The sequence below is a fragment of the Cupriavidus basilensis OR16 genome, assembly GCF_000243095.1.
GTDB classification, from domain to species: domain Bacteria; phylum Pseudomonadota; class Gammaproteobacteria; order Burkholderiales; family Burkholderiaceae; genus Cupriavidus; species Cupriavidus basilensis_D.
In genome coordinates, this window is record NZ_AHJE01000017.1 from 73,782 (window position 1) to 88,472 (window position 14,691).

At 67.8% G+C, this 14,691-nt stretch carries 12 protein-coding genes, 1 pseudogene and 2 riboswitches; of the genes and pseudogenes, 3 read left to right on the forward strand and 10 right to left on the reverse strand.

Annotation, left to right across the window (positions count from 1 at the left end; translation table 11 throughout):
• Positions 1-39: 39 nt before the first annotated feature.
• The 8 genes and pseudogenes from OR16_RS07030 to OR16_RS07065 all read right to left on the reverse strand — a co-directional run bounded on the left by OR16_RS07030 (position 40) and on the right by OR16_RS07065 (position 8,516).
• A complete protein-coding gene (locus OR16_RS07030; protein WP_006157265.1) occupies positions 40-777 on the reverse strand; it encodes an MBL fold metallo-hydrolase in 738 nt (245 codons plus the stop codon).
• 53 nt (positions 778-830) lie between these two features.
• On the reverse strand, positions 831-1,154 hold the full coding sequence (locus tag OR16_RS07035) for an EthD family reductase (RefSeq protein ID WP_006157266.1): 324 nt from the start codon (positions 1,152-1,154) through the stop codon (positions 831-833).
• A gap of 81 nt (positions 1,155-1,235) precedes the next feature.
• Positions 1,236-2,541: pseudogene (locus OR16_RS07040) on the reverse strand (L-serine ammonia-lyase).
• Positions 2,542-2,572: 31 nt separating this feature from the next.
• The gene (locus OR16_RS07045; protein ID WP_006157269.1) at positions 2,573-3,115 is read right to left on the reverse strand and encodes a DUF421 domain-containing protein; all 543 of its coding nucleotides are present in this window, start codon (positions 3,113-3,115) and stop codon (positions 2,573-2,575) included.
• A 112-nt stretch (positions 3,116-3,227) separates the two neighbouring features.
• Positions 3,228-6,149 (reverse strand): aminomethyl-transferring glycine dehydrogenase, encoded by a 2,922-nt coding sequence (gene gcvP / locus OR16_RS07050; RefSeq protein ID WP_006157270.1) that lies wholly within the window; start codon positions 6,147-6,149, stop codon positions 3,228-3,230.
• Between the two features lie 101 nt (positions 6,150-6,250).
• A complete protein-coding gene (gene gcvH, locus OR16_RS07055; protein WP_006157271.1) occupies positions 6,251-6,631 on the reverse strand; it encodes a glycine cleavage system protein GcvH in 381 nt (126 codons plus the stop codon).
• A 110-nt stretch (positions 6,632-6,741) separates the two neighbouring features.
• Entirely contained in the window at positions 6,742-7,869 is a 1,128-nt protein-coding gene (gene gcvT / locus OR16_RS07060) for a glycine cleavage system aminomethyltransferase GcvT (RefSeq protein ID WP_006157272.1), read from the reverse strand.
• 99 nt (positions 7,870-7,968) lie between these two features.
• Positions 7,969-8,108: riboswitch (glycine riboswitch) on the reverse strand.
• Between the two features lie 21 nt (positions 8,109-8,129).
• Positions 8,130-8,217, reverse strand: a riboswitch (glycine riboswitch).
• A gap of 68 nt (positions 8,218-8,285) precedes the next feature.
• Positions 8,286-8,516: a glycine zipper 2TM domain-containing protein gene (locus tag OR16_RS07065; RefSeq protein WP_006157273.1), complete on the reverse strand. Its 231-nt coding sequence runs from the start codon at positions 8,514-8,516 to the stop codon at positions 8,286-8,288.
• A 227-nt stretch (positions 8,517-8,743) separates the two neighbouring features.
• Between OR16_RS07065 and OR16_RS07070 the strand changes: the two genes are divergently transcribed.
• Entirely contained in the window at positions 8,744-10,849 is a 2,106-nt protein-coding gene (locus OR16_RS07070; protein WP_006157274.1) for a UvrD-helicase domain-containing protein, read from the forward strand.
• Positions 10,850-11,111: 262 nt separating this feature from the next.
• Here the strand turns inward: OR16_RS07070 and OR16_RS07075 are convergent, their stop codons facing one another.
• Both OR16_RS07075 and OR16_RS07080 read right to left on the reverse strand, forming a co-directional pair.
• The gene (locus tag OR16_RS07075) at positions 11,112-11,897 is read right to left on the reverse strand and encodes a protocatechuate 3,4-dioxygenase (RefSeq protein WP_043418842.1); all 786 of its coding nucleotides are present in this window, start codon (positions 11,895-11,897) and stop codon (positions 11,112-11,114) included.
• Positions 11,887-12,528 (reverse strand): hypothetical protein, encoded by a 642-nt coding sequence (locus tag OR16_RS07080; protein ID WP_006157276.1) that lies wholly within the window; start codon positions 12,526-12,528, stop codon positions 11,887-11,889. The genes OR16_RS07075 and OR16_RS07080 overlap by 11 nt, the downstream gene beginning before the upstream one ends.
• A 429-nt stretch (positions 12,529-12,957) precedes the next feature.
• On the opposite strand from OR16_RS07080, the gene OR16_RS07085 reads away from it, so the two are divergent.
• Both OR16_RS07085 and OR16_RS07090 read left to right on the forward strand, forming a co-directional pair.
• On the forward strand, positions 12,958-13,530 hold the full coding sequence (locus OR16_RS07085; RefSeq protein WP_043418806.1) for a response regulator: 573 nt from the start codon (positions 12,958-12,960) through the stop codon (positions 13,528-13,530).
• Positions 13,502-14,674, forward strand: a complete 1,173-nt coding sequence (locus OR16_RS07090) for an ATP-binding protein (RefSeq protein ID WP_006157278.1) — start codon at positions 13,502-13,504, stop codon at positions 14,672-14,674. The genes OR16_RS07085 and OR16_RS07090 overlap by 29 nt, the downstream gene beginning before the upstream one ends.
• Positions 14,675-14,691 lie beyond the last annotated feature (17 nt).

The following is a 14,691-nucleotide window of genomic DNA, read 5'->3' on the forward strand; positions in this document are numbered from 1 at the left end:
AATTGAAGCGCATGCGAAGGCCGGTAGCCAGCGCGCGCGTCACGCCCCGTGCGGCACGCTTTCGCCATCCCGCAGCCCGAGCCGCTGGTTGGCGGGGACCGCCACATCGAGCATCTTCGGTTTGGGCAGCTGCAACTGGCCCATCATCTCGATGAACTGGGTACGCGTGCGGCCGGCTACGCGGCTGTTGTTGGCGCGCTCGAAGCCGATCGTGGATGCGGTGCGGCCCTTGTAGTCGTGGGCGGGATAGACCACGGTGTCGTCGGGCAGGGCGAAGAGTTTCTGCGTGAGGCTGTCGTACAGCGTGCCGGCGTCGCCGGACTGGAAATCGGTACGGCCGCAGCCGTCGATCAGCAGCGCATCGCCGGTGAAGATGCGGCGCACCGGGCCGGCGGGCGTGGCTTCTTCCCACAGGTAGCTCATGCTGCCTGCGGTGTGCCCCGGCGTATGGATGGCGCGCAGCGTTTGCGTGCCGAACTGCAGCGTGTCGGCGTCGATCAGCTGCTTTTCCGCGGGGCGGATGTCGCAGCCCGAGGGGGCCGCGGTGCGCGCGCCGGTTTGCAGTGCAACATGGCCGGCAGAGGTGATGTGGTCCGCATGGGCGTGGGTCTCGACCACCCACGCGAGTGTGGCGCCGCTGGCCTGCAGCAGCGCCAGGTCGCGCTCGAGCTGGTGGTCTACCGGGTCGATCAGCAGGGCCTGGCGCGTGGCGGCATCGATCAGCAGGTAGGTGAAGGTGGACGAGGTTTCGTCAAATAGCTGATGGAAGGTCTGCATGCTCGTGGCCGCCGGTTGGGGAACGCCACATGATAACGCTGCTTGCGTGCGCGTCAGCCGATCTTCAGCACCTCGCTGATCTGCACCACGGGCACCGCATCGGTGTAGTTGGGGATATCGAGCTGCAGCTCGTTGCCGGCAGCCTTGGCGGCGGCCACGAAGTCCGGCACCGACTCGAACAGGAAATGGAACATCACGGTGTAGGCCGGATCCGAGCCCGGCGCGCCGCCGCCCAGCCCGCGTTCCACGGCCACGCCCCGGAAGCCGGGTTGCACGCCGAATAATTCGACTGCGCGCGGCACATGGCGCTGCAGGTAGTAATCCATGTCGAACTTGCCGCCTTTGCTGTGCGGGTAGAGAAAGCTGACCTTGATCATGCCGGGCTCCAGGTAAGTGAGGGTGGATGCCCGGCAAGCCTAGCAGAAAGCGTGCGATCGGATTTGCCCGTGGCGGCGGCTTCAGCACTCCACGATATTCACCGCCAGCCCGCCGCGCGCCGTTTCCTTGTACTTGGTCTTCATGTCGGCGCCGGTCTCGCGCATGGTCTTGATCACGGAGTCGAGCGACACATAGTGCATGCCGTCGCCGCGCAAGGCCATGCGCGCCGCATTGACGGCTTTCACCGACGCCATGGCATTGCGCTCGATGCAGGGGATCTGCACCAGCCCGCCGACCGGGTCGCAGGTCAGCCCGAGATTGTGCTCCATGCCGATCTCGGCTGCGTTCTCGACCTGCTCCGGCGTACCGCCCATCACGGCGGCAAGCGCGCCGGCGGCCATCGAGCAGGCCACGCCGACCTCGCCCTGGCAGCCGACTTCGGCGCCGGAGATCGAGGCATTGAGCTTGTAGAGCATGCCGATGGCGCCGGCTGTCAGCAGGAAGTCGATCACGCCTTGCGAGTTGGCGCCGGGCACGAAGCGGTCGTAGTAATGCAGCACGGCCGGGATGATGCCGGCGGCGCCATTGGTAGGCGCGGTGACCACACGGCCGCCGGCCGCGTTTTCCTCGTTGACGGCGATCGCATACAGGTTGACCCAGTCGATCACCGAGAGCGGATCGGCCAGCGAGCGCTCGGCGTGCTCGGTGAGATTGCGGAACAGGTCGTGGGCGCGGCGCTTGACCTTGAACGGGCCGGGCAGCTCGCCGTCGGTGCGGCAGCCGCGCGCCACGCAGGCCTGCATCACCGCCCAGATCTGCAGCAGGCCGGCGTTGACCTCGGCCTCGCTGCGCCACACGCATTCGTTTTCCATCATGAGCCGCGCAATGCTCTTCTTGCTGGCGGTGGCCATCTCCAGCATGGCGCGTCCGCTGCGGAAGGGGTGCGGCAGTTGATCGGCCTTCGCGCAGCGTCTCGCCGCCGGCATTGAAGGCGTGGAATTTCATGCCGTTGGGATGCTCGGCCATCGCCTCGCGGCGGTAGAAGACGATGTGCTCTTTCTCGATGAAGGGTACCGGGTGCGTGCCCAGCAGCGAGAGCGTGCGGCTGGCGCGCAGCGCGGCCAGCCGCACGTCGATGGCGTCGGGGTCGACGGTGTCGGGGGCCTCGCCCAGCAAGCCGAGTATTACGCCCTTGTCGGTGCCGTGGCCGCGGCCGGTGGCGCCGAGCGAGCCGTACAGCTCCACGCGCACGCTGGCCACCTGTGGCAACAGGCCGTCGCGCGCCAGGCCCTGGGCGAACATCAGCGCGGCGCGCATCGGACCAACGGTGTGCGAGCTCGATGGGCCGATACCCACCTTGAACAGGTCGAAGACGCTGACAGCCACGGTAGGCTCCTGGGGCAGGCTAGCGCCGGAATCAGACCGGCGCGTCCATGTCGTAATTGATGGGGGCGCGCCAAAGCGAGCCCGGTGCATTGGGCGGCGCGGACGGCACGTCTTTCTTTACCAGCACGCTGATGGTGCCGTCATTCTCGAGGATCGCGAAATGCACATCGGCGACACGTTCGCAGCCCGCATGGCGCAGTGCCTTATGCAGGTCGTCGCGCGTCACGAAGGCACGCTTCATCACGTCACCGAAGACCATGCCGTCGTGGATCAGTATCTGAGGGCGCCCCTCGACGACGCTCTCGAAGCGCCGGCTGCGCCAGCTCAGCCACGCCAGCACAAGGTTGGCGCCGACCAGCGTCACCGCCAGGATCAACCCGGCCGTGACGGAGTTGTCCCCGGCATTCATTGAGTTCTGCACGGCGTTGGACAGCACTAGCAGCAGCACCAGGTCGAGCGAGGTGAGCTGCCCGATCTGGCGCTTGCCGGACAGCCGCAACAGCACCAGCAGGCTGCCGTAGACGATCAGTCCGCGCAGGACGAATTCCCACCATGGGGCGCTGAGATTCCACATGCGTGCTCCGTTTGCCGGCACGGCCGGGTGGCCGCGCATCCACACCGAGCATAGCGCGTTGGCGACACGCCGGGGTTGCCGCGAAGAGCGGCGGCCCCGGCCTCATGCCAGCTTACTCTTCAGCGTACTCGCTCATCGGCACGCAGGCGCAGAACAGGTTGCGGTCGCCATACACGTTGTCCGCGCGGCCAACCGGCGGCCAGTACTTCTGCGTGCGCAGCGCGGCCACCGGGTAGGCGGCTTCCTGGCGCGTGTACTTGTGCTCCCACACGTCGGCGGTGATCACCGCGGCGGTGTGCGGCGCGTTCTTCAGCGGGTTGTCCTCGCGGTCGAAGCTGCCGTCTTCCACGCGAGCGATCTCGGCGCGGATGGCGATCATCGCGTCGATAAAGCGGTCCAGCTCGTGCAGCGCCTCGCTCTCGGTCGGCTCGATCATCAGCGTGCCCGGCACCGGGAAGCTCATGGTGGGGGCGTGGAAGCCGTAGTCCATCAAGCGCTTGGCCACATCCTCGTTGGAGATGCCGGTGGTCTTCTGCAGCGCGCGCACGTCCAGGATGCACTCGTGCGCCACCAGGCCGTGCTGGCCGGTGTAGAGCACGGGGAAGTGCGGGGACAGGCGGCGGGCCACGTAGTTGGCGGCCAGGATGGCGTTCTCGGTGGCGGCGGTCAGGCCGGCCGAGCCCATCATGGCGATGTACATCCACGAGATCGGCAGGATGCTGGCCGAGCCGAACGGCGCGGCGGACACGCCGCCGATGCCCTGGTCGTCGCGGCGATAGCCCACGCTGTCCTGGTTGGGCAGGAAGTCCGCCAGGTGCGCGCCGACCGCCACCGGGCCAACGCCCGGGCCGCCGCCGCCGTGGGGGATGCAGAAGGTCTTGTGCAGGTTCAGGTGGGACACGTCGCCGCCGAACTGGCCCGGCGCGGCAGTGCCGACCATGGCGTTCATGTTGGCGCCGTCCACGTAGACCTGGCCGCCGTGCCGGTGCACGATCTCGCAGATCTGCTGCACGCCCTGCTCGAACACGCCATGCGTGGACGGGTAGGTGATCATGATGGCGGCGAGGTTCTTGCTGTGCTGCTCCGCCTTCTTCGCCAGGTCTTCCAGGTCGACGTTGCCGTTCTCGTCACAGGCCACCACCACCACCTTCATGCCGGCCATCTGTGCCGAGGCCGGGTTGGTGCCGTGCGCGGAGGAGGGGATCAGGCAGATGTCGCGATGGCTTTCGCCACGGCTGGCGTGGTACGCATGGATGATCAGCAGGCCGGCGTACTCGCCTTGCGAGCCGGCGTTGGGCTGCAGGCTCACCGCGGCGTAGCCGGTCGCGGCGCACAGCATGGCTTCGAGCTGGTCGATCATCTCGCGGTAACCCACGGTCTGGTCGAGCGGCGCGAACGGGTGGATCTTGCTGAATTCGGGCCACGTCACCGGGATCATTTCGCTGGTGGCGTTGAGCTTCATGGTGCACGAGCCCAGCGGGATCATGGTGCGGTCCAGCGCCAGGTCCTTGTCGGCCAGCATGCGCAGGTAGCGCAGCATTTCGTGCTCGGCGTGGTGCGTGTTGAACACCGGATGGGTCAGGTAGGCGCTCTGGCGCGCCAGGCCCGCCGGGAACGCGTCTTGCGCGGCGGCTTCCAGCGTGTCGAAATCAGGCACCGGCTTGCCGTGCGCGAAGATCTCCAGCAGGGCGACGACGTCCTCGCGCGAGGCGGTCTCGTCCAGCGAGATGCCGATGCGGGTGGCGCCGGCGTGGCGCAGGTTGATGCCCCGCGCGGTGGCCGAGGCGTGGATGGCTTCCGTGTTGAAGCCGGTTTCCAGCGTTAGCGTGTCGAAATAGGTGGCATTGGTGCGCGCGTAGCCCAGCCGCTCCAGGCCGCCGGCCAGCGTGGCGGTCAGGCGGTGCACGCGCTGGGCGATGCGCTTGAGGCCTTGCGGACCGTGGTACACGGCGTACATCGAGGCCATCACGGCCAGCAGGACCTGCGCCGTGCAGATGTTCGAGGTGGCCTTCTCGCGGCGGATATGCTGCTCGCGTGTCTGCAGGGCCAGGCGATAGGCCTTGTTGCCTTGCGCGTCGATGGTCACGCCCACCAGGCGGCCGGGCATGGAGCGCTTGAAGGCATCCTTGACCGCCATATAGCCGGCGTGCGGGCCGCCGAAACCGAGCGGCACGCCAAAGCGTTGCGAGTTGCCCACCGCCACGTCGGCGCCCCATTCTCCAGGCGCGGCGATCAGGGTCAGCGCCAGCAGGTCCGCGGCAGCCACCACCAGGCCGCCGGCAGCGTGCACGGCATCGGCGATGGCGCGGTAGTCGGCCACATCGCCGTTCACGCCCGGGTACTGCAGCAGCACGCCGAAGGCATGGGCGCCAGCGGCTTGCGCGGCAGGGCCGACCTTGACGTCGATGCCCAGCGGCAGGGCGCGGGTGCGTACCACTTCCAGCGTTTGCGGCAACACGTCGTCGGCCACAAAGAAGGTGGTGGAGGCGTGCTTGTTGACGCGCTGCAGCAGCGTCATCGCTTCGGCGGCGGCGGTGCCTTCATCCAGCATCGACGCGTTGGCGATGTCCAGGCCCGTCAGGTCGGTCACCATCTGCTGGAAGTTCAGCATGGCTTCCAGGCGGCCTTGGGAAATCTCGGGCTGGTAAGGCGTGTAGGCGGTGTACCAGGCCGGGTTTTCGAAGATGTTGCGCAGCACCACGCCCGGGGTCAGGGTGTTGTAGTAGCCCTGGCCGATAAAGCTCTTGAGCACGCGGTTCTTGTTGGCCAGTCCACGCAGCTTGGCCAGCGCGGCTTCTTCGGTCAGCGGCGCGGTGAACTCGCCCAGCAGCATGCCGTCGCGGCGGCGGATGGCGTCGGGAATGACGGCGTCGATCAGCGCGGCGCGGCTGTCATAGCCGAGCACCTTGAGCATATGTTGTTGCTCGGCGGCATCGGGGCCGATATGGCGGGAGGCGAAGGCGTCGCGCGCCTCCAGTTCGGCCAGCGTGGGCCGGGCAACTTGGGCGGCAGTCATGGGCAGGGGAGCGTTCATGGCAAGAATCTCGTGGGGCGGTGCGGCGGGTGGTCGGCCCGGTGCGCTTCGCGTCAATCTTTGCGCGCCACTCCCGCACGTGGCGGGAATGGCGCAGGGCATTACGCGCCGACGTTGGCCTTATAGGCGTCAGCCGACATCAGGCCGTTCACGTCGTCGCTGTTGGCCGGCTTGAGCTTGAACAGCCAGGCGTCGAAGGCGTCGGCATTGACGCTTTCCGGCGCGGCGGCGGCGGCGTCGTTGATGGCGATCACTTCGCCTGCCACCGGGGCGTAGATGTCGGATGCGGCCTTGACCGACTCCACCACGGCCAGCGCGTCGCCGGCACCGACCGACTTGCCCACTTCCGGCAGTTCCAGGAAGACGATGTCGCCCAGCGCGTCCTGCGCGTGGTCGGTGATGCCGATGGTCAGGGTGCCGTCGGCTTCGACGCGCACCCACTCATGGGACTCGGTGTATTTCAGGTCGGCGGGGAAATTCATGGGATTGCTCCAGATTCAATTTGTTATTCAGCGCCAGCCGGGCGGAGGTTCCGATACATGATGATCGATGGGTAACCGCCGGCGGGCGCGCTGTGACCGGGTGCGAGCGTTCAGCTCACGAGTGCCTTGCCATTGCGCACAAACGGCAGTTTAACCACAGTCGCGGCGAGTTTGCGGTCGCGGATCTCGACCAGCACCTCGGCGCCGGGTGCAACGTCGAGCGGCAGGCGGGCAAATGCGATGGATTGGCTGAGCGAGGGGCTGAAGGTGCCGCTGGTGATTTCGCCCTCGCCGGCGGGGGTGATCACCTTCTGGTGGGCGCGCAGCACGCCGCCCTTGTCACGCAGGATCAGGCCGACGAACTGCTGGGTCTTGCCGCCGGCGGCCAGTGCCGCCTTGCCGGTGAAGTCCCGCTCGCTCTGCAGGTCCACGGTCCAGCCCAGGCCCGCATTGAGCGGCGAGGTGTGGATATCCATGTCCTGGCCATACAGGTTCATGCCGGCCTCCAGGCGCAGCGTGTCGCGCGCGCCCAGGCCAGCCGGGCGCACGCCCTCGGCGATCAGCTTTTCCCACAGGCCGGCCACGTTTTCGGCCGGCACCACCAGCTCGAAACCGTCTTCGCCGGTATAGCCGGTGCGTGCCACCATCACTTCGCCAAGCGCGGGATCCTGCACCACCACGGCGTTGAACGGCTTCAGGGCTTCGCTGAGCTGGGTCGCGGGAAACGCACTCCACACCTTGGCGCGGGCGTTCGGGCCCTGCACGGCGACGATGGCCAGCGGGACCACGCCATCGGGCGCGTTGTCGTGGCGGCGCGGCGTGATGCGCACGCCGCTATTGGTGGCGGCGTTGCGTGCGGCGATCCATTCGATATCGTTGTTGGCGGTGCCAGCGTTGACCACCAGGCGGAAGTGATCCTCTGCGAAGAAGTAGACGATCAGGTCGTCGATGACGCCGCCCTTTTCGTCGAGCATGCAGGAGTACAGCGCCTTGCCCGGCGTTTGCAGCTTGTCCACATTGTTGGCCAGCAGGCCGCGCAGGAAGCCACGCACATGCTCGCCGTTGAGATCGACCACACACATGTGGGAGACGTCGAACATGCCGGCATCGCTGCGCACGGCGTGGTGTTCCTCGATCTGGGAGCCGTAGTTGACCGGCATGTCCCAGCCGCCAAAGTCGACCATGCGGGCGCCGAGAGCGCGGTGGATGGCGTTGAGGGGCGTGGCCTGGAGCGTCATGGAATCCTCGGGGGAAGGCTAATCTCGGTTCGAAAACGAAAAAAGGGCCATCCGCCGCAGGATTCGGCGCGCCATAGCGCTGCCAGATCCGCTGCGGCGGATGACCCCTCTGTCCTCGATACCTGAGAGATTACAAGGCGGCCCTGTCTAAACCAGGACCCAGGCCTTGCGCGCCCCTTCGGTGGGCACGCTCACCATTGATTCCGCAATGGCGGGTGCCGCTCTCCAGAGTACGGCGTGCATCGTGTGCATGTTGCAAGCCGATCCGACCAGTCCATGGTGCCTGAGAGTTTTCGGGTGATACCCCTTCGGCGGCGCAAGATCTGCGCGCTCTCCCGGTCGGATGCGCGCAATTTACGGGAGCGTCCTGGCTTTGTCAACGCATCCGGCTGGCGCCGCCGTCCTGCTGCTGCGCACTAGCGCCTGCGATGATTGTCGGTCGTGACGTTACCGATCACACCGCCTACCGCGGCGCCGCCCAGGGTGCCTAGCGCGTCACCGCCAGTCAGCACGGCACCGCCTACTGCGCCGACGCCGGCACCGATCGCCGTGTTGCGCTGCTTTGGCGTCATATCGGCGCATCCCGCCAAGCTCGCTACCGCGATACCGACCAGGACCGCCTTGCTCAAGGAATGCAGGGTGTTCATGATTCCCTCCAACGTATCGTGAAGTGCATCCGGCACCGGGCACACTCCTGCCGGGCATAGAAATTAGACGGGGCAGAAGGCTTGCGGCTCCCGGCCTTACGAAGTGTTACCGGTTCCGTGATGGCCACTTAGTGCTTGGGGCTGGGGCATGGCCGCGTGTTAACATCCAGCCTCCGCCCAGCAATCGCGCACGCCGCGTTGCGCATCCGTCACCCCCCCCCTCTTGCATGACCCACGGACTCAATCCCGCCCAATCCGAAGCCGTTCGCTACCTCGACGGCCCCTGCCTGGTACTCGCCGGCGCCGGCTCGGGCAAGACCCGGGTGATCACGCAGAAGATCGCGCACCTGATCGAGGACAAGGGCTTCCAGCCCAAGCACATCGCCGCGGTGACCTTTACCAACAAGGCCGCCAAGGAGATGCAGGAGCGGATCGCCAAGCTGATGGAGGGCAAGACCACGCGCGAGGGCAAGCGCATCCCCATCAAGCAGATCACGGTGAGCACCTTCCACTCGCTGGGCGTGCAGATCCTGCGCGCCGAGGCGGAGCACGTGGGCCTGAAGCCGCGCTTTTCCATCATGGACTCGGACGATTGCTTCGGCATGGTGCAGGAGCAACTCGCCAGCACCGACAAGAAGCTGATCCGCAGCGTGCAGAGCACCATCTCGCTGTGGAAGAACGGCATGGTCGATCCCGAGACCGCCATCGCCCAGGCCGAGAATCCCGACGATCACCAGGCGGCGCTGATCTACCGCAACTACGTGGCGACGCTGCACGCCTATCAGGCGGTGGACTTCGACGACCTGATCCGCCTGCCGGCCGAGCTGTTCGCGCGCAACGAAGAGGTGCGCATGCGCTGGCAGAACCGGCTGCGCTACTTCCTGGTGGACGAATACCAGGACACCAACGCCTGCCAGTACCAGTTGCTCAAGCAGCTCGCCGGCGGCTCGCACCTGCGCGCGCCGGCCTTTACCGCGGTGGGCGACGACGACCAGGCCATCTACGGCTGGCGCGGCGCCACGCTGGACAACCTGAAGCTGCTGCAGACCGATTTCCCCGACCTCAAGGTGGTCAAGCTGGAGCAGAACTACCGCTCCACCGTGCGCATCCTGGAAGCGGCCAACGCCGTCATCTCCAACAATCCCAAGCTGTTCGACAAGAAGCTGTGGAGCGAGCACGGCATGGGCGACCCCATTGCCATCAACCCGATGAACGATGAGGAGCACGAGGCGGAATCCGTGGTGTTCCGCCTGTCGGCGCACAAGTTCGAGCGGCGTGCGCAGTTCCGCGACTACGCCATCCTGTACCGCGGCAACCACCAGGCGCGCCTGTTCGAGCAGATCCTGCGCCGGGAGCGCATTCCCTATGTGCTGTCGGGCGGGCAGAGCTTCTTCGACAAGGCCGAGATCAAGGACATCTGCGCCTACCTGCGCCTGATCGCCAACCCGGACGACGACCCCGCCTTCATCCGCGCCATCACCACGCCCAAGCGGGGCGTGGGCAACACCACGCTGGAAGTGCTGGGCACCTTCGCCGGCCAGGCCAAGGTCTCGCTGTTCGAGGCCGCCATGATGGGCGGCATCGAGGGCAAGCTGCAGCCGCGCCAGCTGGAGCCGCTGCGCGTGTTCTGCGAGGCCATGGTGCGCCTGGCCGGGCGCGCCGCCAGCGATCCGGCCACCCAGGTGCTCGACGACATGATGGAGGGCATCCACTACGAGGCCTATCTGTACGACACCTTCGACGAGCGCCAGGCCCAGTCGCGCTGGACCAATACGCTGGAATTCCTCGACTGGCTCAAGCGCAAGGGCACCAAGCCGGAAGCCACGGGCGAGGGAGAAGAGGCTACCGGCTTCGACACCGCCGATGGCTTTGGCGACGAAGGCAAGAACCTGCTGGAGCTGACCCAGACCGTAGCCCTGATGAGCATGCTCGAAGGCCGCGAGGAAGATCCGGATGCGGTGCGCCTGTCGACGCTGCACGCCTCCAAGGGGCTGGAATACCCGCACGTGTTCCTGGTCGGCGTGGAGGAGGGCATCCTGCCCCATTGCCGCGAAGACGAAGACATGAGCGACGAGAAGATCGAGGAAGAGCGCCGCCTGATGTATGTGGGTATCACGCGCGCCCAGCGCAGCCTGCACATCAGCTGGTGCAAGAAGCGCAAGCGCGCCCGCGATACCTACTCCTGCGAGCCCTCGCGCTTTATCGGCGAGATGAAGCTCGAGGAGGCGCCCGCGATCAAGGACGAGACGCCAGCCATGAGTCCCAAGGACCGCCTGGCCGGGCTCAAGGCCTTGCTGGGAACGCCCGGCACGCCAGGCAAGACGCCGGCATGACCGGCGCCGGCATGGCCTTGATGCCCCATTCCGGTGCCAATCGTACAAAGTCGATACATAAGCCTACAAGCGAGACATGACCCCCGCGCGATGTCTGTCTAACATGGCCAGCGCCTGGCCCGACTTACTGGACCGGGCGCCGCGCCATTCCGTCCCTTCGGAGCGGCGTGGCCGGGCATCACGCCCGACTTCTTCCCTGTTCAGCGCCTCCGCACTTTAGTCCGGGGGCGTTTTTTTTGGATACCGCCAGACCCCGTGGCTGTCAGGCACGCGCGATGCCCAGGGTGAACTCGCCTTCCAGCGTGCCGTCCGCATCCCGCAGGCGGCGTACCCGCAGCAGGTTGGGGCGCGCGCCGGCAATGCCGTCCTGCGCGTTTTGCACCGGCGAAGCACCCCGGGCCCGATACGCGGCGTGCTGGAGATGCACCTCGCGGCTGAGGGCATCGTCGAAGAACAGCTGTGTGGTCAGCACCTCGGTCTTGCCCAGGTGGATCTTCAGGTGGATATGCACCGCGCGTGGCGCATACCAGCCCGGGTAGATGGTGAGGAACTGCGTGGCGCCATCGGGGCCGGTAGGCTGCACGCCGCGCAGGAAGCGGGCGGCGCTGGCGGGCACGGCGTGCATGCCACCGCCGTCCGGGCCAGCGCCCGGTCCCCGTCCCTGTCCTGGGCCGCCCGCAGGCGGCGGCGGCATGCTGCCCTGGTCGTAGCCGCTGTAGCTGCCGCCGGCATCGCAATGCCAGATGCTGGCCAGCGCGCCATCCACGGGCGCGCAGCCACGGTCGGTGTCCACCACGACCAGCCTCAGCTGCAGCAACTGGCCCGGCCGGCCATCGCGGATATCGCGGCGCAGCAGCGCCTGGTCGATATAGAACGGACCCTCGGTCAGGGCCGGCGTGAGCAGGCAGGCGGCTGGTCGCGCGGCGGCATCGCCCGCCAACCCCATCAACCCGGTGCCGAGGGATCCCCCCAGTACACCGCCGAGGAAGCGGCGGCGGCCGTCATCGGCCGCTATCGGGCCTGCGTAGGCGAGGGGCTTATTGGCCATCTGGCGCTCCTTGCCGGCGAAGTCCCGCAGCACCGGGTACGCCGAACGGGCCGCTCGCGCCGAAGGCGCAGGGCATGGGCGCCGGTCCGTGGCCCGGCATGGAGCCTGCCATCGCGCCCGGGAACGGGTGGGGACCCGGGCCGAAGGGGCTCGGCCGCGAACCCGGCAAGCGATCCTCCGGCATGTCGCGCAGGCGCTCGCGCTGGCCGGCATCCAGGCTCTCTTCAAACGCGAGCCAGCGATCGCGCGCGGCGCGGCGGTCCTTGTCGAGCGCATCGTGCAGGTGGTCTTCCCGCTCCGCGCGGGCGCGCAGCGACGACTCTGGCCCCTCCGGCCAATCCGGCCAATCGGGGCCGCCGCCCTCGCGGATAAAGCGCGCTCGCAGTTCCAGGGCGTGCGCTCGAGCCTCGCGCGCCGCGGCTCGGGCAGCCTGCCAGAGGGTGGCCTGGGCAGGCGAGAGCGCCAGCGCTTCGCGCAGCGATAAGGGTGCCGCTGGCTGGCCGGGGCCGGCAGCGGCCGGTGCGCCGGTCTGCAGCGCGTGCGCCGGCAGCGTCAAGGCGCACGCGCCACACAGCACGGCGAGGGACAGCAGGGAGCGGATGCGGGGCAGCAAGGCTTGGGGCTGGTTCACAAGGATTCTCCATGGAGGTCATGCGGGGAGAGGCCCGGGATTGCCGACGTGATGCCGATGGCTTCAAGCATAGCGGGGGCGCCGGGCTGCCGTGGCCTGCCGGTCAGGGACTGGCAGGCGCAAAAGCGGCGGGATAACGACATGACATCTTAGAAAGGCTCGCCCCCTGTTGCTTGAGCGCTTGGTCAGCGCGCGGAAGCAATGCGGTACAAAGCCGGCTCCCGGGCGCGCTGTTTTGTATCAGGCCCGGTACAAAGCGGCCACACCTTGCCTATCAGGCCGCCACGCCGGGCTGGTAGAGTGAATCCCTGGCGGTGGCCGCTTGCGGGGCCGCTCCAATTCGCCCAAATCCGCTGCAATACCGGCATGCCGGTGCACAAACCTGCCGCGAACGACGCGGCGAACCGCTGCAAAGCACGACGAAACCCGATGGACCATTCTCCCGCCTCGCCTCTTCATTTGCTGATCGTCGACGACGATCCGCAGATCCGCTCCATGCTGGCCGAATACCTCGCCACCTTTGGCATGGAAGCCGACGGCGCCGAGGGTGGCGCCGCCATGCGCGCCGCCATGGCCACGCGCGACTACGACCTGGTGGTGCTCGACCTCTCGCTGCGCGGCGAAAACGGCCTGGCGCTATGCCGCGAGATCCGCGAGCACGGAGACCTCCCGGTGATCATGCTCACCGCGCGCACCGAACTGGCCGACCGCGTAGTCGGGCTGGAGGTGGGCGCCGACGACTATGTCACCAAGCCCTTCGAGATGCGCGAACTGGTGGCGCGCATCCACACCGTGCTGCGCCGCACCCGGGGTGGCGGCGTGAAGCGCCCGGCAGCGGTGGGTGGCCACGAGTTGCGCTTCGGCAGCTGGCGCCTCAACCGCAGCATCGACCTGCTGGTCTCGCGCCTGCGCCAGAAGCTGCGCGACGATCCGCGCGACCCAACACTGATCCGTACCGTGCGAGGCGAGGGCTATGTCTTCACCGGCGCCGTCGAAGCCTGAGCGCGCGGGCTGGGTGGCCCGCCACGACTCCATGTTCATCCGGCTGTTCCTGGTGATGGCCGCGATCATGCTGGCCGTGCACCTGCTCGGCGTCACGGTCATCGAGAGCGTGTTCCCGCGCCCGGGGCATACCGGGTTCACCTTCGTCCCCGGCGACGAGCCACCGCCGCCACCGCCGGGCGAAGAGGGGCAGCGGGGCGAGCCGCCGCCGCCACCGGATACCGGGGCGCGCGCGGACAATGCTCACGCCGGCGCACCCGCGCCGCCACGCCGCCAGCGCCGCACCAATGGTTTCGGGCCGCCCCGCCTGGGGCTGCTGTTCCAGCTCGCCGCCATCGTGGCCGCGTCGTGGGTGGGCGCGCGCCTGCTGGCCAGGCCAGTGCAGCGTCTGGCCAGCAGCGCCGGCCGGCTCGCCCAGGACGTGCATGCCTCGCCGCTGGACGAGGACGGCGGCCCGGTCGAGGCCCGCGCGGCGGCCAAGGCCTTCAACCACATGCAGCAACGCATCCGCACGCAACTGGCGCAGCAATCGCGCTTCCTGGCCGCTGTGTCGCACGACCTGCGCACGCCGCTCACCCGCATGAGCCTGCGCATCGAAGGCGTGGACGACAACCAGGTCCGCTATCGCCTGCGCCAGGACCTGGCGGAGATGAACGGGCTGATCGATGCCACCCTGTATTACCTGCGTGAGCGCGACGGCGCCGCCGCGCCGCGCCAGCGGGTGGATGTGCATGCCTTGCTGCAGGCTGTGGTGGACGATGCCACCGAGATCGGCCAGGACGTCACCCTGTCCGGCGACGCCGAGCCGCTGCTGGCCTATCCGGCCGAACTGCGCCGGGCGGTGGTCAACCTGGTCGAGAACGCGCACCGCTACGGCGGCAGCGCGCATATCGAACTGGCCGACAGCGCCGAGCGGGTGGTGATCGATGTGAGCGACAACGGCCCCGGCATTGCGCCGGAGGAAATGGCGCGTGTGCTGGAGCCGTTCTACCGGCTCGAATCCTCGCGCAACCGTGCCACCGGCGGGGTCGGCATGGGCCTGTCGATCGCCTCGGATATCGTCTCGCGCCACGGTGGCGAGCTCAGCCTGGCCAACCGGCCGGAGGGCGGCCTGCGGGTGCGCATCGTGCTGCCGCGCGCCTGAGTGGCGCGCGCCCAGGT

Excerpts from the sequence above, each read along its gene's own strand:
- OR16_RS07030 (WP_006157265.1), bottom strand. The coding sequence starts at position 777 with ATGCAGACCTTCCATCAGCTATTTGACGAAACCTCGTCCACCTTCACC.
- OR16_RS07035 (WP_006157266.1), bottom strand. The coding sequence starts at position 1,154 with ATGATCAAGGTCAGCTTTCTCTACCCGCACAGCAAAGGCGGCAAGTTC.
- OR16_RS07045 (WP_006157269.1), bottom strand. The coding sequence starts at position 3,115 with ATGTGGAATCTCAGCGCCCCATGGTGGGAATTCGTCCTGCGCGGACTG.
- gcvP (WP_006157270.1), bottom strand. The coding sequence starts at position 6,149 with ATGAACGCTCCCCTGCCCATGACTGCCGCCCAAGTTGCCCGGCCCACG.
- gcvH (WP_006157271.1), bottom strand. The coding sequence starts at position 6,631 with ATGAATTTCCCCGCCGACCTGAAATACACCGAGTCCCATGAGTGGGTG.
- gcvT (WP_006157272.1), bottom strand. The coding sequence starts at position 7,869 with ATGACGCTCCAGGCCACGCCCCTCAACGCCATCCACCGCGCTCTCGGC.
- OR16_RS07065 (WP_006157273.1), bottom strand. The coding sequence starts at position 8,516 with ATGAACACCCTGCATTCCTTGAGCAAGGCGGTCCTGGTCGGTATCGCG.
- OR16_RS07070 (WP_006157274.1), top strand. The coding sequence starts at position 8,744 with ATGACCCACGGACTCAATCCCGCCCAATCCGAAGCCGTTCGCTACCTC.
- OR16_RS07075 (WP_043418842.1), bottom strand. The coding sequence starts at position 11,897 with ATGGCCAATAAGCCCCTCGCCTACGCAGGCCCGATAGCGGCCGATGAC.
- OR16_RS07085 (WP_043418806.1), top strand. The coding sequence starts at position 12,958 with ATGGACCATTCTCCCGCCTCGCCTCTTCATTTGCTGATCGTCGACGAC.
- OR16_RS07090 (WP_006157278.1), top strand. The coding sequence starts at position 13,502 with ATGTCTTCACCGGCGCCGTCGAAGCCTGAGCGCGCGGGCTGGGTGGCC.